The organism is Streptomyces sp. NPDC008317 (genome assembly GCF_042955955.1).
Taxonomy (GTDB): domain Bacteria; phylum Actinomycetota; class Actinomycetes; order Streptomycetales; family Streptomycetaceae; genus Actinacidiphila.
Map to the genome: position 1 here is coordinate 128,953 of NZ_JBIBFQ010000005.1, position 17,832 is coordinate 146,784.

Below are 17,832 nucleotides of genomic sequence, written 5' to 3' on the forward strand. Positions count from 1 at the left end.
CTTTCGGGGTCTTTTTTTTTTACACCCCCCCCCCCCCCCGGCGGGGCGCCCGGGCGGGGGGGCCCCCCCCCCGGGGGGGGGGGCCCCCCCCCCGGCCCGTGCGCCCGGGTGACCGGTGGTCAGCGCCTCGCGTCCCGCGAGTCGCCGAAGAAGATGCGGTAGAGGATGAGCAGCACGAGCGCCCCGCCGATCGCCGCGCCCCAGGTGGCGGCGTCGAAGAAGTGGTGCTGTACCGGCTTGTCGAGGATTTTGGCGGACAGCCAGCCGCCGACGAACGCCCCTGCGACGCCGATCAGGGTGGTTCCGACCAGGCCGCCCGGATCGCGACCGGGCAGCAGAATCTTCGCGACGGCCCCGGCGAGCAGACCGAGGATGACCCAACTGATGATTCCCATAGGGGCCGTCTGCCCTGCGACCCGCGGGTCACACACACGAGTGCGCACCGCGCGGGGGTCAACACCGGGCGCGGGCACCGGAGTCGGGGCACGCCGCCCGGTCCGGCCGCGTGGAAATACGGCACGGTTATCGCCCGGCCGCCGGGCGCCCCTCGGCGTGCATATTTCCATATCCGCACCGCACGTTACAGAAAGCGTCACTCGGTGAAATCTGGAATTCACACGCGCGCAAGTTTTAGGTGGTCCCATCGCGGCTAATCCGCTGGTCAACCAGGTTTGTCGATTTCCCGCAGAGCGGGACCTGCGATGGGTGCGCGTCATGAACGAACTGCGTGTGCTGTCGATCTACGAGGGCTTCTTTTCCGGCGGTGCGAGGATTCTGCACAGCGACGTCGTGCGCGGTCTCAGCGGCGGCGCGCAGCGGCACGCGGTGCTGAGCATCGAGGGTGAGATGCACCGCGAGGCGACCAGGCAGCCGATGTCCGAGGACGCCTGCTACCGGGCGCTCACGGCGGCGGGTGTACCGGTGTCGGCCCTGCGCGACCGTTTCGGCGGCGAAGGCCGGGAGGACGCCGAGGCGGGCAGCCGTGAGGGCGGATACGAGAGCGGCGGTGGCGTGTTCAGCCGGTCGGAGCTCGCGGCCACCGCCAGGGCGACGGCGGCGGCCGACGTACTCCTCTCGCTCAAGGAACAGCCGCTCACGCTGCTCAATCAGGCCGGGCTACCGTACCGGCCGGTGGTGGTGTGCCTGCACAGGTCCGATCCGGAGAATCAGGGCCCCGCGCTGGACGCGCTGCGCGCCGCGGTGGCGGCGGGCCGGGTGCGGGCCTGCGTCTGCTGCGCGGAGTCGACCAGGGCCGCGTACGTGGCCGCGGGCATCCCTGCCGAGCTGATGCACGTCATCCCCAACGGCGTCGATCTGCTGCGGTTCCGGCCCGACGCGGTCCGCAGGGCCGCGATGCGGTCCTCGCTCGGTATCGCGGCGGACGCGCCCGTCACGGTCTTCGCGGCCCGCTACGCGGAGATGAAGAACGTGCCGCTGTTCCTGCGGGCGGCCAGGATCCATCTCGGGCGGGACCCCGGCGCGCACGTCCTGATGTGCGGCGCCGGGATGACCGCGGAGAACCCGGAGCTGACCGCGGACATCACGGCCGCCTTCGGTGACGCTCCCGGCCTGCTGCGGCGGCTGTCGCTGCTGGGCGTGCGGCAGGACATGGAGACGGTGTACGCCGCCGCGGACGTGGTCTCGCTGACGTCGTCGTCGGGTGAGGCGGCGCCGCTGTGCCTGATCGAGGGCATGATGTGCGGCGCGGTGCCGGTGGCCACCGATGTCGGGGACTGCGCGGAGCTGGTCGCCGGGCACGGCTTCCTCACCCCGGCGGAGGCCGAGCCGATCGCCGCGGCCTGGTCGCGGGCGGCGGCGCTGGCCGCCGACTTCGCCCCGGCGCTGGCCCGCAGCCGCGAGCGCTTCAGCCAGACCCGCATGGTGACCGCCTACGGCGCGCTCATCGAGCGGGTGCACCAGGACGCGGTGCGCGCGGTCCGCCCGGCCCGTCGCAGGACCAGGACGCGCGCGGGGGTCCCGTACGGAGCCTGAGCCCGCCGGGACGGCAAGCCGGAGTACGCGGTACGGCGCGGTGGGGGCCCCACCGCTCCCCCGCGCCGTACCGAAGCCGTGCCGAAGCCGTGGCGCCGAAGCCGTCAGGCGCCGTAGTACGCGTCCCGGTACGAGAGGAAGAGGCCGCCCGGTCCGTCCACCGTCTCGGCGGCGAGGACGGCGTGCAGGAGGGCCCGGGTGAGCGCGTCGGCGCCCGCCTCGAGGACGGCGTTCATCGCGCCCGCCTCGATGTGCACGCCGAAGGCGGGGTCGGCGGCGGCGGCCGTCCCCGGCGGGACGAGGGGGCGGCGGCCGGTCGCCATGGCGAAGACGGTGTCGCCGTCGGACAGGGAGTGGGCGGGGCGGACGGCGCGGGCGAGTCCGTCGTGCGCGGTGCCCGCCAGCTTCCGCGCCTGGGCGCGGGTGAGGACGGCGTCCGTCGCGACCACGGCCAGCGTGGTGTTGAGCGGGTGGGTCCGCCGCTCGGCGTTCGCGGCGGCAGCGGCGGCCGTACGGCGTCGGGCCCGCTCCAGGGCGTCGCCCGCGACGGGCGGGCCGTACGGGGCGAATTCCGCGGCGGCGGGGCCCGGCCTCGCGCCCCAGAGCGCGCCCGTGTCCGGGTCGACCACGGAACCGGCCGCGTTGAGCACCGCGAGCGCGGCCACCGTCACGCCGGACTCCAGGACCGTGCTGGCCGTCCCCACCCCGCCCTTGAGACCGCCGGCCACCGCGCCCGTACCCGCGCCGACGCAGCCCTGCGGCACCGGCGCGCCCTCCGGGGCCGCCGCCGCGGCGCGTACCGCCGCGAGGCCCGTCTCCGCTCCCGGTCGCGCCGTCCACGAGCCGCCGCGGCCGAGGTCGAACAGCGCGGCGGCGGGCACCACCGGCACCACCTGGCCGGGACCGCCGACCCGGAAGCCCCGGCCCCGCTCCTCCAGCCAGCCGACCACGCCGCCCGCCGCGTCGAGCCCGAAGGCGCTGCCTCCGGTGAGCACCACGGCGTCGATGTACGGCACGAGATTGCGCGGGTCGAGGGCGTCGGTCTCGCGGGTGCCGGGACCGCCGCCGCGTACGTCGACCGCGGTGACCGCGCCGCCCTCGGGGGCCAGCACCACCGTCGTCCCGGTGAGCCAGCCGTCGCCGGTCCGCTGGGCGTGACCGACGCGCACTCCCTCGACGTCGGTGAGGCCGTTGCCGGGACCCGGCCGTGCGCTGCCGCTCATGTCGTCCTCCGTGAGGTAGCCACGATCACGCGGGCCCGCGCCATCCGCGTACTCGCGGCCCGCCCCCTCACCGTACGAGACCGCGGCCGAACGTCGGTGTGCTCCGGCGCGTGTCAGGGCGCGCCGGAGCAAGGGGTATCCCATCAGAAGAACGACGTAAACTTCAATGTTTTTTACGCAACAAGTTGACCGAAGAGTGAAATGGACGGTCACTGCCGCCTCGGTGTCAGGTGCGCGCTCCTCGCCGTCTCGGCATGCGGGACGCCTTGATGGCGCGCCGCAGGCGACCGCCCGTGGGCCGCTGTACGGCGATCAGCACGATCATGCCCCGGTCCTGGACCCGGATCCGGCCGCCGGCCTTCACCTCGGACTCGTCGGTGCCGTCGGCCTCGGCCGCGGTGTCCACGGCGACCTGCCACAGGCCGCCGTACTCGCGCTCGGGGATCACGAAGTCGAGCGGTTCGTAGTGGCTGTTCAGCAGGATCAGGAAGGACGTGTCGGAGATCCGGCCGCCCTTCGGGTCGGACTCGGTGATGGCGTCGCCGTTCAGCAGCAGGGCGACGGCGCGCGCGTCGCCGCGGTGCCAGTTCTCCTCGCACATCTCACCGCCGTCCGGCCGGAACCACACGGCGTCCGCGACGGCCGATCCCCCGGTGTCGCCGCGGAAGAACCGGCGGCGGCGCAGCACCGGGTGCTCGGCGCGCAGCTTGATCAACCGGCGCGTGAAGTCGAACAGTTCGCGCTGCTCGGCGTCCAACGTCCAGTTCACCCAGGCGGTTTCGTTGTCCTGGCAGTAGACGTTGTTGTTGCCGCGCTGGGTGCGGCCCATCTCGTCGCCGTGTGCGATCATCGGCACACCCTGCGAGACCAGCAGTGTCGTCAGCAGATTGCGCTGCTGTCTGGCGCGCAGCGCGAGCACACCGGGGTCGTCGGTCTCGCCCTCGGCTCCGCAGTTCCACGAACGGTTGTGGCTCTCGCCGTCGTTGCCGTCCTCGCCGTTGGCCTCATTGTGCTTGTCGTTGTACGAGACCAGGTCGCGCAGCGTGAAGCCGTCGTGGCAGGTGATGAAGTTGATCCCGGCGCGCGGGCGGCGGTTGTCGTCCTCATAGAGGTCGGAGGAGCCGGTGAGCCGGGAGGCGAGGGCGGGCAGTGTGCCGTCCTCGCCGCGCCAGAAGTCCCTGACGGTGTCGCGGTATTCGCCGTTCCACTCGCTCCACAGGGACGGGAAGTTGCCCACCTGGTAGCCGCCCTCGCCCAGGTCCCACGGCTCGGCGATCAGTTTGACGCGGCTGACCACCGGGTCCTGCTGCACGAGGTCGAAGAAGGACGAGAGCCGGTCCACCTCGTGGAACTGCCGGGCCAGCGTGGCCGCGAGGTCGAAGCGGAAGCCGTCCACGTGCATCTCGGTGACCCAGTACCGCAGCGAGTCCATGATGAGCTGGAGGACGTGCGGATGCCGCATGAGCAGGCTGTTGCCGGTGCCGGTGGTGTCGAAGTAGTGCCGCGGGTCGTCGTCCACCAGCCGGTAGTACGAGGCGTTGTCGATGCCGCGGAAGGAGAGCGTCGGCCCCATGTGGTTGCCTTCGGCGGTGTGGTTGTAGACCACGTCGAGGATCACCTCGATGCCCGCCTTGTGCAGGGCCTTCACCATCTCCTTGAATTCCGTGACCTGTTGGCCGCGTACCCCGCTCGACGCGTACGCGTTGTGCGGCGCGAAGAAGCCGATGGTGTTGTAGCCCCAGTAGTTCGACAGGCCCCGGTCGCGCAGATGGCCGTCCTGCGCGAACTGGTGCACCGGCATCAGCTCGATCGCCGTCACGCCCAGTTCCTTCAGGTGCTCGATGACCGCCGGGTGCCCGACTCCCGCGTAGGTGCCGCGTATTCGCTCCGGCAGGCCCGGGTGGGTCATCGTCAGACCCTTCACGTGCGCCTCGTAGATCACCGACTCGTGGTACGAGTGACCCGGCGCGCGGTCGTCCCCCCAGTCGAAGGACGGATCGGTCACCACCGACAGCATGGCGTGGCCGAGGCTGTCCATCGTGTTCTGCTCTTCGGGCGCGTGGAAGCGGTGGCCGAACGCCGACTCGTCACCGTCGACCTGGCCTTCCACTGCCGTGGCGTAGGGGTCGAGCAGCAACTTCGCCGGATTGCAGCGATGCCCCTCGTCCGGCCGGTACGGTCCGTGCACGCGGTAGCCGTAACGCTGGCCGGGGCCGACGCCCGGCAGATACGCGTGCCGGACGAATCCGTCCACTTCGGTCAGCGTGAGGCGCTGTTCCCGTCCCGCGTCATCGACGAGGCACAGCTCGACCTTCTCCGCCACCTCGGAGAACAGGGCGAAGTTGGTGCCCGAGCCGTCGTACGTGGCTCCGAGCGGATAGGGACGACCGTTCCACTGCTGCATTCACTGACCCTCTCGACCCTGCGTGAGCGACGATCCGACGTCCTCCCACTCATACCCCGTTGATCTCAGGCCATGGGTTCGTGAAGTGAACGGTCGCAGAAGGCCCTCGCGGACCGGTCGCGGACCGTACGACAGCGACCTCCGGCGGTGGCCGGAGGTCGCTGTCGCGAGCCGCGTCGGGCTCGGGGTGTCGCGAGGGTTCGGGTGTCGAGGGGGTTCGGGTGTCGAGGGTGGAGGCGCCGGGGGTCAGGAGTCCGGGTTCGGGCGCCGGGGGATGTCAGGCGTCGTCGCCCGGCAGGGCCTCCGGGTCGTCCAGGAGGTGCACGGCGGCCTCCTCCGCGGAGGCGGCGCCGCCGTCGATGCCGACGTCGTCGGCCACACCGTCCTGGACCGGGCTGTCCACCCACTGCTCCGGGCTGGTCAGCCGGCCCGCGCGCAGGTCGCCCGCCTCGGGGTCGAGCAGTTCCCCGTCGGTGTCGGCGGCGTCGCCGAGGCCGTCCCCGTCGGGGAACTGCGGGGTGTCGGGGCGCTCCCTGGCCAGCCGCTGGTCCAGCGAGTCGCCGTCGTGCTGCTCCTCGGCCGTGGTGCCGTTCTGCTCGACGGCCAGGGGCCGCTCGGGCGGCGAGTACCCCTCGTCCAGGACGTCCTCGACGCCCCGGTCGACCAGGGTGTCCTCGGGCTCCAGCGGGCCCGCGTCCTCCTGGATCTCGCTCCCGTCCGGCTGGTAGACATCGTCCCCCATGCCGTCGTCCGTCATGCGGTCGGACATCGTGTCCTCTTCCTGGTCGGTCGGCGGATTCGCGATGCCGGTGGTGGCATCACGGACGGTCGCCTGCCCGTGGTGCGGCGGCGGAAACGGTGGACATCCCACCGCGGCCGTGCGGCGTACCCCTCAATCCTCGCGCGGTGCGGGCAGCGCGGCCAGCCAGTCGGTCAGCAGGCCGCTGACCTCCTCGGCGCGCTCCTGCTGGATCCAGTGCCCGCAGCCCTTGAGGATGTGCGAGGAGACCAGTCCGGGCAGTGTGCTCGGATACGCGTCGATGGCGCCGGCCATCCATGTGGTGGAGGCGTCGAGGTCGCCGCCGATGAACAGCGAGGGCTGCCGGATCGGAGCGCCGTCCCAGGGCGCGAGGTCCGCCCAGTCGCGGTCGACGTTGCGGTAGCGGTTGAGCGCCCCGGTCAGTCCGGTCCGCTCGAACTCGCCCGCGTAGAAGTCCAGGTCGCGCTCGGTCAGCCAGCCGGGCAGCCGTCCGGTGGGGAAGCGGTCGGAGAGCTTGGCGGCGGGCGGTACGAAGTGCGGGTCGCTCTCCCCCGCCGCGGGCATCGTGTCGGCCGACAGCGCCGCGTAGAAGCCCGCGAGCCAGCCGCGCACGTCCTGTTCGATCTCCGCCTCGGCCCGACCCGGCTCCTGGAAGTAGCTGACGTAGAACTCCTCGTCGCCGCCGATGGCGCCGAACGCCTCGGTGGGCCGGGGGCCGCCGCGCGGCGCGTAGGGCACGCTGAGCAGGCCGACGGCGGTGAAGACGTCCGGCCGCAGCAGCGCCGAGTTGGCGGCGACGGGCGAGCCCCAGTCGTGGCCGACGACCGTCGCGGTCCGCTCGCCGAGGGCGCGGACGACCGCCACGTTGTCGGCGACGAGCTGGAGCATGCGGTACGCCTCGGGCTCCGCGGGCTTCGACGAGCGGCCGTAGCCGCGCACGTCGACGGCGACGGCGCGGTAGCCCGCCGCGGCGAGGGCCGGGAGCTGGTGGCGCCAGGAGTACCAGGACTCGGGGAAGCCGTGCACGAGCAGGACCAGCGGTCCCGCGCCCTGCTCGACCAGATGGATGCGGCCGTCGGGCACGTCGACCAGCCGGTGCCGCGCGTCGGCCGCGGGGTCCTCGGTGGCCGCGGAGTGCGGACGGGTCGGCTGTGGACGGGTGGGCTGCGCCATTGCTTCCTCCCGGAGCTTCGGGCCGCGCTCGCGGCGGTCTGACCTGCGGCGTACGTCGTGCACGGGCCGGGAGACCCGGCACGCCGTGAGCCGTTGCCGCGAGTGTGCGGGCGCGGCCGGAGCGCAGGCCAATTCCGTTGCCGTTCCGGCAAAACGGCGTCCCGCCGGGCGTCAGGTGACGACCGCGCCGACGGCGACGAAGCCGCAGATCATGACGAAAAGGATGGCCAGCAGCGGCCAGATGAAGCGCAGGTACTGGTCGTAGCGGACCTTGGCCAGGGCCACACCACCGATGGTGACGGCGGTGGTCGGCACCCAGAGGTTCATCCAGCCGCTGGCCGACTGCCAGGCGGTGACGACGACCGAGCGCGAGACCCCGGCGAAGTCGGCCAGCGGGGCCAGGATCGGCATGGCGAGGGTGGCGTGCCCCGAGGTGGACGGGATGAGGAAGGCCAGCGGCAGGTTGACCAGGAAGACGATGATCCCGAACACCGAGTTGGACGTGCCGGAGACGACGCCCTCGATGGAGTGCAGCACGGTGTCGGTGACCTTGGAGTTGTTCATGATCACGGTGACGCCGCGGGCCAGCACGATGACCAGCGCGGGAGAGATGAAGTCCGCCGCGCCCTGGATGATCGTGGCGCTGAGCTTCTGCTCCCCCATGCGGCCGACCAGGCCGATGATCACCGCGGCGACCAGGAACAGCGCGGCCAGTTCGGCGAAGGACCAGTCCAGTTCCCAGGCGTACGGGGTCGCGTCGGCCTTGCCGGTCAGCGCGCTCGACCAGGGCACCACCGAGAAGATCATGAAGGCGAAGACCAGGCCGACGGCCATCAGTACGGCCTTGTGCAGGCCGGTCAGCTCGGGCGGCTCCTGGTCGCGGTCGACGCCCTGCTCCCGGTCGCCGGGCAGGAAGCCGACGAGGGAGCGGTCGGGGTTCTTCTGCACGCGCTTGCCGTAGCGGACGACGTAGGCGACCGTCACGGTCGTCAGCACGATCCACATCACGAAGCGCAGCACGATGCCGTCGCCGAGCGAGATGTCGGCGGCCGACGAGGCGACGCCGGTCGCGAACGGGTTGACCGTGGAACACAGCACGCCGACGCCCGCGCCGAGGATGATCGCGCCGGTGGCGACCATGCGGTCGTAGCCCAGCGCCAGCATCAGGGGCACGATCAGGCCGTAGAAGCCCAGGGTCTCCTCGGCGAAGCCCTCGACCGTGCCGAGCACGGAGAAGGTCACCATGATGCCCGCGATGAGCAGCGCGCCGCGGTCGCGCAGGGCGTGCGCGAGGCGGGCGATGCCGCGGTCCAGGGCGCCGGTGGCGAAGACCACGGTGATGAACGCGCCGATGGCGAGCACGAACAGGAAGACGCCCGCACTGCCGTACAGGTCACCGGAGTTGTCGGGCGCGACGAAGCCGGTCTTGGCGTTCTGGATGCCGTACAGGCCGTTGACCGGCGAGAGGAACAGGTCCTTGAGGTGGTCGACGAAGCTCAGTCCGGACGAGACACGGTGGTACGTGCCCTGGATGGGCGCGCCCGTGTCCTTCCGCTTGTACTCGCCCGACGGGATCAGGAACGCCAGCGCCCACACCGCGAGGGTGACCAGGGCGAGGATGGTCAGGGCGCTGGGGAAGGTGAATTTGTGCTTCTTGGGCGGCTGTCGGCCCGGGTCGCCGTCACCCGCGGTGCCGGTGCCGGAACCGCCGGCGGAGTCCCCGGCCGTGGTCCCCGCCGTCCCGGTGTCCCGGTACGCGGTGGATCCGTTGGCATCGGCCGCGTCGGCACCGGGCGCCGTATCGCCGCTCATCGCGCCCCGCCCGCCGCGCGGAAGTCCGCCGCGTACTCCCGGAGGAAGGCCGCCTCCGCGATGACGGCGCCGCGCAGCTCGGAGAAGAGCACCCGCTCATTGGGGGCGTGCAGATTGCACATGCTGTCCTGGGCTCCGAAGAGCAGCACCTCGGCGTGGGGTACGGCCTTGGCGAGGCCGTTGACCAGCGGGATGGAGCCGCCGCTGGCGGCGAGCTGGGCCTCCTCGCCCCAGCCCTCGCGCAGCGCGGTGCGGGCGGCGCGGTAGGCGGGGCCGTCGGTGGCCGGTTCGAAGCCGGGGCCCGCGTCGCTGGGGGTCACGGTCAGCTCGATGCCGAAGGGCCGGTGCTCGCGCAGGTGCCTGACCAGCGCGTCGGTGGCCTCCTTCGGGTCCTGCAAGGGGTGCACGCGCAGATTGAGCTTGGCGCGCGCATACGGCACCACGGCCGACGCGGCACCGTCCACGGTGGGGGCGTCCATGCCGATCACGGTGACGGCAGGGCCGCTCCACAGCCGCTCGCCGAGGCTGCCGGTGCCGATCAGCGGTGTGCCGTCGGGCACGGTCGCCAGCGCGCGGAACTCCTCCTCGGTGTACGAGGCCCCGTCCCACGGCTCGCGGCGCAGCCCTTCGACCGTGACGTCACCGGCCGCGTCGTGCAGCGAGGCGAGCGCCTGGATGAGGGCCAGCAGCGCGTCGGGCGCGGCACCGCCGAATTCGCCGCTGTGCCGGGCCTCGGCGAGCGTCCGCACCTCCACGACGACCTCGGCGACTCCGCGCAGACCGGTGGTCAGGGTGGGGGTGCCGGGCCGCAGATTGCCCATGTCGGCGATGACCATGGCGTCGCAGGCGAAGCGCTCGGGGTCGGTCGGCGGGTAGTCGTCGAAGGCGCTGCCGTACTCCTCCTGACCCTCCAGCACGATCTTGACGCCGGTCGGCGGCCGGCCGCCGTACGCGCGCAGGACGCCGAGGTGGGCCATGACGTTCGACTTGTCGTCGGCGATGCCGCGGGCCCGCAGGCCGCCCTCGATGGGCGTGGGCTCGAAGGGCGGCGACTGCCAGGCCGACTCGTCGCCGGACGGCTGGACGTCGTAGTGCCCGTAGAGCAGTACGGTCGGCGCGTCGGGGGTCGGCGGCGGGATCTCGGCGTAGATGACCGGTGAGGTGTCGGGCAGGTCGATCCGCTCGATGTGCTCGACCCCGGCGTCCCTCAGGAGCTCGACCAGCAGGTCGTGCGCCCGGTTCACCTCCGTGGCGGGGTAGCCAGGGAAGGCGATCGAGGGAATCTCGGCGAGCCGCACCAGGTCGGCGGTGAGCTGTTCCATCAGACTGTCGACGGTGGCGGCGAGATCCATACCGGCGTGCTCCTCATCCCGAGTTCTCTGTCTTCCGACCGCTCCGTGGCGCGGTCGCGCTCTCGTGCGATCGCGTCCGTGGTCCGACGCGCCCTGCCGTCCGAAATCCCTGGTGCGGTCAGGGCCATTACGGTCCTTTCGAGCACTCTGTCGACTGTCCGGGTGAGGCGCAGCCGTTAATGGGCCGAACGGGCCATGGTGGCCGCGGCGGGCGGTTGCCGTGGGACGCGGGTGACCCAAGGGGTTGACTGTGCATGACAACGCTGTCTCAATGTGGAATTGCAACGTGAGAAACGGTGAAGTGCCCGCGCTTCGACCGGAGTTGCCGTGCCGCGCGGTCGAGCGCGGCGTGACCCGTTCCGCCCGGTCCCGGACAGGGGTGTCGTGTGAGCAGACGGTGGTTGTGGCGCGTTCTTCTCCTCGCCTTGCTCGTCCTGGGCGCGCAGCCGGGCATCGCGTCGGCCTCGCCTGCGGGCGGCTCGTCGTCCTCCGCGGCTGCGGGGTCGTCGCACACGGGACGGTCGTCCACGGGGCCTGTGCCCACAGCGCTGGCGTCCACGGAGCCGTCGCCTACGGTGTCGCCGGTCGCGCTCGCCGCGCCGAACGACGCCACGACCGTGTGCGCGGTCTACTGCGACACCCGCGACCCGTCACTGGCGGGGCAGGAGACCTTCCCGGTGGCGGACAAGACCCTCAACGGCCGCCGGGTCTCGCTGCACGTCTCGGACGCCGACGGCATGGCCTGGGCGTCCATCGACGCGGGACAGTTCAACGACTCGGTGTGGCTGGACCGCTCGTGGGACGGCGGGACGACCTGGGACGGGCTGCTGGGCAGGGCCTCGATCCCGTCGACCTGGACCGGCACGCGCACCCTGATGTACAACCTCTACGACCCCGCCCACCACCGGCGCGCCGTACTGCGGGCGTGCGGTGACGCGCAGGGCGTCGGCTGTACGGGCTGGGCGCGGCTGAGCGTGTGTGCCGCGCGCTGCGACGGCGCCGATGTGTCCACGGGCACCGGTGACACCCGGCCGGTGGCGGACGCGACGCTCAGCGGGCGGACCATCGCGCTGCACATGGACAACTCGGGGATGGCCTGGGGCACGGTCTCCGGCGGCGGCGCGGGCGACGAGATCTGGCTCGACCGCTCGTGGGACGGCGGCGCGAGCTGGCCCGACGGATCGTCGAAGGGGCGGACATCCGTGCCGTCCGGCGCGTCGGGCACCAGGACAGCGGAGTTCAACACCTCCGATCCGCTCGGCAAGCTCTACGGCGGCGCGGTGCGCGCCTGCGGCCGGGCCGTCGAGGGCCAGAACGGGAGCTGCACCGCGTGGGCGCGGCCGACGACGGTCCGCAGCGCGGCGGCGGCCGACGCCCTCATGTACTCCTACGACCCGAACACCGCCTACTGGCCGTCGAGTTGGTGGAATTCCGCGGTGGCGCTCAGCACGGTGATCGACTACATGCGGCAGACCGGCGACACCCGCTATCTGTGGGTGGTGGCGCGCACCTTCCAGGTGAACAAGGCCGCCTTCCCCGCCGGGGCCCGCAGTTCCGACCCGATCGACGGCGACTTCATCAGCCGGGCCACCGACGACGCCGAGTGGTGGGCCCTGGCCTGGATCGACGCCTACGACCTGACCGGCAACGTCACGTATCTCAACGAGGCCGTCACGATCGCCACGTACGTCAACGGGCTGTGGGACACCAGCACGTGCGGCGGCGGGGTGTGGTGGGACCGCGAACGGACGTACAAGAACGCGGTGACCAACGGGCTGTACGTGCGGTTGACCGCGGAGCTGCACAACCGGATCAGCGGGGACACGACCTGGCTGGGCCGGGCGACCACGTCCTGGAACTGGTTCAGGAACAGCGGTCTGATCAACGCGTCCGGGCTGGTCAACGACGGGCTGACCGGCGGCTGCGCCAACAACGGCCAGACGGTCTGGAGTTACAACCAGGGCCTGGCGATCGGGGCCGCGGTGGAGATCTGGCGGGCCACGGGTGACGGTACGGCGCTGGCGAAGGCGCGCCAACTGGCCGACGCCGCGGTCGCGGCACCGTCGCTGGTCACCTCGGGGTTGCTCACCGAGCAGTGCGACGCGCTGAACGCGACCTGCGACGACAACGCCAAGCAGTTCAAGGGCGTCTTCATGCGCTACCTCCAGGACCTCAACGGCGCGACCGGCGGCGCCTATCGCGGCTTCGCCACCACTCAGGGCAACTCGATCTGGTCGGCGGACCGCGATTCGCTCAACCGTCTCGGCGAGCGCTGGTCGGGCCAGGGCAGCACGGACCATCCCAATGTGCGCGACTGGCGCACGCAGGCCTGTGCGCTCAGCGCGCTGCTGGCGGCGGGCTGAGGCGGCGCGGACCTCAGGGTCCGGGCGGGGTCGCGGGCGCGGTCGTCTCGCGGATGGTCGCCCCTGGCCCGGTCGTCCCGGTCGGCGCGGTATCGGGCACGGTGACACCGGTCAGGCGCTCGGCCGCCGCCCACAGCCGGGCGTTGGTCGCGGGGTCGAGCGCTCTGCGGGTGATGCGCGCGGTCGTGGTCGGGCCGACCAGGCCGAGGCGTCGGCCCGGGCCGTAGTAGCCGCCCGCGACGGCTCCGGGATCGGCCGCGGCGAACAGCAGCGGTTCCGTGCCCTGCTCGACCCCTTGGCGGGGCAGGAAGTCCAGCCGCCTGCCGAGCCTGTGCAGCCGTGACGGCTCGCCGCCCAGGCTCGCGCCCGCGGTTTGCAGGTTGGTGGTGGTGTAGCCGGGGTGGGCGGCGGTGCTCAGCAGATTCCAGCCGCGGTCGGCGGCGAGGGCGGCCAACTGCCGTGTGAGGATGAGGTCGGCGAGCTTGGACTGGGCGTACGAGAGATTCGGGCGGTAGCGGCGTCGCTCCCACTGGAGGTCGTCGAAGCCGATCCGCCCGTAGGCGGCCGTGCCGCTGCTCATGGTCGCCACGCGCGGCGCGGTGGCGGCGAGCAGGGCGGGCAGCAGCCGGACGGTCAGGGCGAACGGGCCGAGGAAATTGCTGCCGAATTGCAGCTCGAAGCCGTCGGCTGTGGTCATCCGGGTCGGCGGGGCCATCACGCCCGCGTTGTTGACCAGCAGGTCGAGCGGGGTGGGGTCGGCGAGCACGCCGTCGGCGAACGCGCGGACCGACGCCAGGTCGGCGAGGTCGACGCGGCGCACTTCCAGGCGGGCGTCCGGGTGCCGCTCCAGGATCTCGGCGCGGGCCCGCTCCCCCTTCTCCGGGGTGCGTACGGCCATGATCACCTGCGCTCCCGCGGCGGCGAGGCGGCGGGCGGCCTCCTTGCCCGTGCCGCTGTTGGCGCCGGTCACGACGGCCTTCCGACCGGTCAGGTCGGGGACGACATACATGGTGACTCCTTCGGCGTCCGTGCCGGGACACCTCAATAAAGGACCGGTGGTCTGTTACGTTTCACGCTATCAGACCGGCGGTCCGATAACAACAGACCGCAGGTCCGTAGAATGTGGGCATGCCCACGACTTTCCAGCGCGCCCGCAGCGAGGAGCAGCGCGCCCAGCGCCGCCAGGCGATCCTGGACACCGCGTCCGCGATGCTCGCCGAGATGCCGGTGGCCGAGGTCAGCCTCAACGAGCTGAGCCGCCGCGTCGGCCTGGCGAAGTCGAATGTGCTGCGCTACTTCGAGTCCCGCGAGGCCGTGCTGCTCGAACTGCTCGACGTCGCCTTCCGGGAGTGGCTGGCACACCTCGGACCCGAACTGGACGACGAGGTCGACCCCGGCGCGCCGCCCCGGCACCGCGGCGACCAGGTGGCGGCCGTCCTCGCCGCGTCGTTGGCGGTCCGCCCGGTGTTCTGCGACCTGACCGGCGCCCAGGCCGCCGTGCTGGAGCGCAATGTCTCGCCCGAGGTCGCCGCCGACTACAAGCGCACCGCCGTCCGGAACGTGTACGCGCTGGCCGAGCTCGTGCGGCGGCACGTGCCGGAACTGGGCGAGGGCGACGCGCTGCGGTACGCGGGCGCGGCCGTGATGGTCACGGGCGCCGTGTGGACGCACGCCCACCCGTCGGCGGCGATGCTGGCCGCCTATGACGCCGACCCGGCGCTCGAGGCGCTGCGGCTGGACTTCGCCGCGACGGTCCGCGAGACGCTGGAAGTCCTGGCCAGCGGGCTGCTGGCACGCCGCGTGCCCGAGTAGCGCCGGGACACCGTCCGAGCCCTCGACCCCCGCACCCTGACGGAGAGAAGACCGAGATGCGACTGCGCTGCGCCGTGCTGGACGACTACCAGGGCGTCGCCACGACGCTCGCCGACTGGTCCTCGCTGACCCACGAGGTCGAGGTCGTCGGCTTCCCCGGTCACGTCGCGGACGAGGCCGAACTCGTCGCGGCCCTGGCCGACTTCGACATCGTCGTGACCCTGCGCGAGCGCGTGCCCTTCCCCGCCTCGGTACTGGCCGCGCTCCCCCGGCTGAAGCTGCTGATCGCCTCCGGGATGCGCAATTCGGTGATCGACTACGCCGCCGCGCGGGAGCACGGTGTGACCGTGTGCGGTACGGAGAGCGCCGGCACCCCGCCGGTCGAGCTGACGTGGGCGCTGCTGCTGGGGCTGGCACGGGGCATCGCGCCGGAGAGCGCCAACCTCGCCGCGGGCGGCCCCTGGCAGACGACGGTCGGCGCCGACCTGCACGGCGCGCGGCTCGGTCTGCTCGGGCTCGGCAGGATCGGCGGGCGGGTGGCGGCCGTCGGGCTCGCCTTCGGCATGGACGTGGTGGCCTGGAGCGGGAATCTGACCGAGGAGCGGGCGGCCGAGGTCGGTGCGGCGCGCCTGGCCACCAAGGAGGAACTGCTGGCCACCAGCGACTTCGTCTCCGTCCACCTCGCCCTGGGCGAGCGCAGTCGCGGCCTGATCGGCGCGGCGGAACTGGCGCTGCTGAAGCCGACCGCGTATCTGGTGAACACCTCGCGCTCGGCGATCGTCGACCAGGCGGCGCTGCTCGCCGCCCTGCGCGAGGGCCGGATCGCCGGAGCGGGTCTGGACGTCTTCGACATCGAGCCGCTTCCGGCCGACGACCCCGTGCGTTCCACGCCCCGACTGCTGGCCACACCGCACCTCGGCTATGTCACCGAGGCCAACTACCGTACGTACTACGGGCAGGCGGTCGAGGACATCCGGGCGTATCTGGCGGGCGCGCCGGTCCGTCGCCTCGACTGACGCCGAGGTGAAGGGGGTCGGCTCAGGCGCTGGGTCCCGGCTCCCGGCCGACGCCGTTCAGCGGGATCCGCCGGGCCAGCAGCGTACGGTGGCTGATCCGCCAGCCGTCCGCGCCGCGCGTCACCCGGTCGTCGTACGTCAGACTCCCGCACGTGCCGTCGGTGTTGACGCCGAAGCCCTTGGACCGGACGCGGACGGCGCCGTCGGGCAGTTCGGTGATGACCACGTTGGTGACGTGGTGGGCGACGGGATTGCGGTCGCCGAGCGTGAGCGCCGCCTCCCGGACGGCCGCGATGCCGACGAGCGCTCCGCCGCCGTAGTCGCTCACGTCGTAGACCACGTCGGCGGTGAACAGCTCGTCCAGCCGGTCGAGTTCGCCGCCGTCGAAGAGGTGGCCGTGCAGGTGGATCAGCTCGGTGACGGCGACGCGGTCCTCGGTGGTGAGCGGCAACGGGACTCCTCTCGGGCCAGGCCCGTCCCGACCGGTCTGCCAGCGTAGTGCGCACGCGACCGCCGCCGTACGGTCCGGCGGCGGTCGGACCCGGACGTGTCGGCGGGCAGAAGGCGACGCGGTTCGGACGGAGTCCGGCCAACTGTGATCACTGCCGACGGTCGTGTCACACCGGGGAGTGAATTCCGGGACCGTCGATCGAGGTCAGCCCTTCGTCGATCCGAGGTGCCTGTGATACTCAGAATCCTGAACAGACCGGGACTCCGGCAGCGCGACACGGCAGGGCAGGACGACGCGGGGCGCGAGCCGCTGCCACCGGCGGCCCCCGTCGATGTGATGGCGGGGCGCGCGAAGCTCAGGGCGGCGCGTGAACTCGGGCGCAAGGCCGAGGAGTTCCTGCGGCTCTATCACGGCGAGGAGCCCGCCGCGGGCGACCTGGACAGCAGGCTCACGGCAGTGCGCGCGGAGATCGGCGACACAGGCACGTATCAACACACCTCGGCGGAGCTGGCGTTCGGCGCGCGGGTCGCGTGGCGCAACAGCAACCGCTGTATCGGGCGGCTCTATTGGCGGTCCTTGCAGGTGCGCGACCTGCGGCACGTCACGGAGGCGGAGGAGATCGCCGAGGAGTGCGCGACGCATCTGCGGATCGCCACCAACGGCGGCCGGATCAGGCCGCTGATCTCGGTCTTCGCCCCTGACGCCCCCGAGCGGCGCGGCCCGCGGATCAGGAACGAGCAGCTCATCCGCTACGCCGGATACCGGGCGGCCGACGGCACGGTCACCGGTGACCCGCGCACCGCGGACATCACCGGCCTCGCGGCGCGGCTCGGCTGGCCCGGCGGCCCGCGTACCGCCTTCGACGTGCTCCCGCTGATCGTCGAGGGCGTCGACGACAAGCCCCGGCTGTTCGACCTGCCCTCCGACGCCGTCCTGCACGTGCCGCTCGACCACCCCGAGCGCCCCTGGAGCGCCCAGTGGGGACTGCGCTGGCACGCGGTCCCCGCCGTCTCCGACATGTGCCTGGAGATCGGCGGCGTCTGCTACGGGGCGGCGCCCTTCAACGGCTGGTACATGGGGACGGAGATCGGCGCCCGCAATCTGGCCGACGTCGACCGCTACGACCTCCTGCCGCGCGTCGCGGACAGTCTCGGCATCGACACCGGAAGCGTCCGCTCCCTGTGGAAGGACCGCGCCCTGGTCGAGCTCAACCGCGCCGTCCTGCACTCCTTCGACCGCGCCGGAGTCACCCTGGCCGACCACCACACCGAGGCGGAACGTTTCCTCCAGCACCTCGACCGCGAGCGGCGCAAGGGCCGCGAGGTCCAGGCCGACTGGGCCTGGATCGTCCCGCCCATGTCCGGCGCCACCACCCCGGTCTTCCACCGCACCTACGACGACCGCGTCCTCAGCCCCGGCTTCGTCCGCCACCCGCGGGAAGCGGCGGACGGCGCCTCGTACGCCTGATCCGGCG

Annotated in this window: 14 protein-coding genes; 5 read left to right on the forward strand and 9 right to left on the reverse strand. The window is 72.3% G+C overall.

Annotation, left to right across the window (positions count from 1 at the left end; all coding sequences use genetic code 11):
- Positions 1-119: 119 nt before the first annotated feature.
- On the reverse strand, positions 120-395 hold the full coding sequence (locus tag ACFY9V_RS17700) for a GlsB/YeaQ/YmgE family stress response membrane protein (protein WP_391161842.1): 276 nt from the start codon (positions 393-395) through the stop codon (positions 120-122).
- Positions 396-714: 319 nt separating this feature from the next.
- Here ACFY9V_RS17700 and ACFY9V_RS17705 point away from each other — a divergent pair, with 319 nt between their 5' ends.
- Positions 715-1,992: a glycosyltransferase gene (locus tag ACFY9V_RS17705; protein ID WP_391161843.1), complete on the forward strand. Its 1,278-nt coding sequence runs from the start codon at positions 715-717 to the stop codon at positions 1,990-1,992.
- Between the two features lie 104 nt (positions 1,993-2,096).
- On the opposite strand, the gene ACFY9V_RS17710 is transcribed toward ACFY9V_RS17705, so the two are convergent.
- The 6 genes from ACFY9V_RS17710 to ACFY9V_RS17735 all read right to left on the reverse strand — a co-directional run bounded on the left by ACFY9V_RS17710 (position 2,097) and on the right by ACFY9V_RS17735 (position 10,716).
- The gene (locus ACFY9V_RS17710; protein WP_391161844.1) at positions 2,097-3,215 is read right to left on the reverse strand and encodes a P1 family peptidase; all 1,119 of its coding nucleotides are present in this window, start codon (positions 3,213-3,215) and stop codon (positions 2,097-2,099) included.
- Between the two features lie 226 nt (positions 3,216-3,441).
- Positions 3,442-5,619, reverse strand: coding sequence for a glycogen debranching protein GlgX (glgX, locus tag ACFY9V_RS17715; RefSeq protein WP_391049858.1), 2,178 nt, complete (start codon positions 5,617-5,619; stop codon positions 3,442-3,444).
- A gap of 277 nt (positions 5,620-5,896) precedes the next feature.
- Positions 5,897-6,388, reverse strand: coding sequence for a DUF5709 domain-containing protein (locus ACFY9V_RS17720; protein WP_391161846.1), 492 nt, complete (start codon positions 6,386-6,388; stop codon positions 5,897-5,899).
- Between the two features lie 123 nt (positions 6,389-6,511).
- Positions 6,512-7,552: an alpha/beta fold hydrolase gene (locus ACFY9V_RS17725; RefSeq protein WP_391161848.1), complete on the reverse strand. Its 1,041-nt coding sequence runs from the start codon at positions 7,550-7,552 to the stop codon at positions 6,512-6,514.
- A 171-nt stretch (positions 7,553-7,723) separates the two neighbouring features.
- Positions 7,724-9,364 (reverse strand): YfcC family protein, encoded by a 1,641-nt coding sequence (locus ACFY9V_RS17730; RefSeq protein ID WP_391161849.1) that lies wholly within the window; start codon positions 9,362-9,364, stop codon positions 7,724-7,726.
- Positions 9,361-10,716 (reverse strand): M20/M25/M40 family metallo-hydrolase, encoded by a 1,356-nt coding sequence (locus ACFY9V_RS17735; RefSeq protein ID WP_391161850.1) that lies wholly within the window; start codon positions 10,714-10,716, stop codon positions 9,361-9,363. Before ACFY9V_RS17735 ends, ACFY9V_RS17730 begins: the two co-directional genes overlap by 4 nt.
- A gap of 536 nt (positions 10,717-11,252) precedes the next feature.
- Between ACFY9V_RS17735 and ACFY9V_RS17740 the strand changes: the two genes are divergently transcribed.
- Complete coding sequence (locus tag ACFY9V_RS17740) at positions 11,253-13,079, forward strand: glycoside hydrolase family 76 protein (protein ID WP_391161851.1); 1,827 nt, start codon at positions 11,253-11,255, stop codon at positions 13,077-13,079.
- A gap of 13 nt (positions 13,080-13,092) precedes the next feature.
- On the opposite strand, the gene ACFY9V_RS17745 is transcribed toward ACFY9V_RS17740, so the two are convergent.
- Entirely contained in the window at positions 13,093-14,088 is a 996-nt protein-coding gene (locus ACFY9V_RS17745; protein WP_391161852.1) for an SDR family oxidoreductase, read from the reverse strand.
- A 119-nt stretch (positions 14,089-14,207) separates the two neighbouring features.
- Here ACFY9V_RS17745 and ACFY9V_RS17750 point away from each other — a divergent pair, with 119 nt between their 5' ends.
- Together ACFY9V_RS17750 and ACFY9V_RS17755 are read left to right on the forward strand one after the other, a co-directional pair.
- Entirely contained in the window at positions 14,208-14,891 is a 684-nt protein-coding gene (locus tag ACFY9V_RS17750) for a TetR family transcriptional regulator (protein ID WP_391161853.1), read from the forward strand.
- 56 nt (positions 14,892-14,947) lie between these two features.
- Positions 14,948-15,907: an NAD(P)-dependent oxidoreductase gene (locus tag ACFY9V_RS17755; RefSeq protein WP_391161854.1), complete on the forward strand. Its 960-nt coding sequence runs from the start codon at positions 14,948-14,950 to the stop codon at positions 15,905-15,907.
- Between the two features lie 22 nt (positions 15,908-15,929).
- On the opposite strand, the gene ACFY9V_RS17760 is transcribed toward ACFY9V_RS17755, so the two are convergent.
- Entirely contained in the window at positions 15,930-16,358 is a 429-nt protein-coding gene (locus ACFY9V_RS17760) for a nuclear transport factor 2 family protein (protein ID WP_391161855.1), read from the reverse strand.
- Between the two features lie 336 nt (positions 16,359-16,694).
- Between ACFY9V_RS17760 and ACFY9V_RS17765 the strand changes: the two genes are divergently transcribed.
- Positions 16,695-17,825: a nitric oxide synthase oxygenase gene (locus tag ACFY9V_RS17765; RefSeq protein WP_391162209.1), complete on the forward strand. Its 1,131-nt coding sequence runs from the start codon at positions 16,695-16,697 to the stop codon at positions 17,823-17,825.
- Positions 17,826-17,832 lie beyond the last annotated feature (7 nt).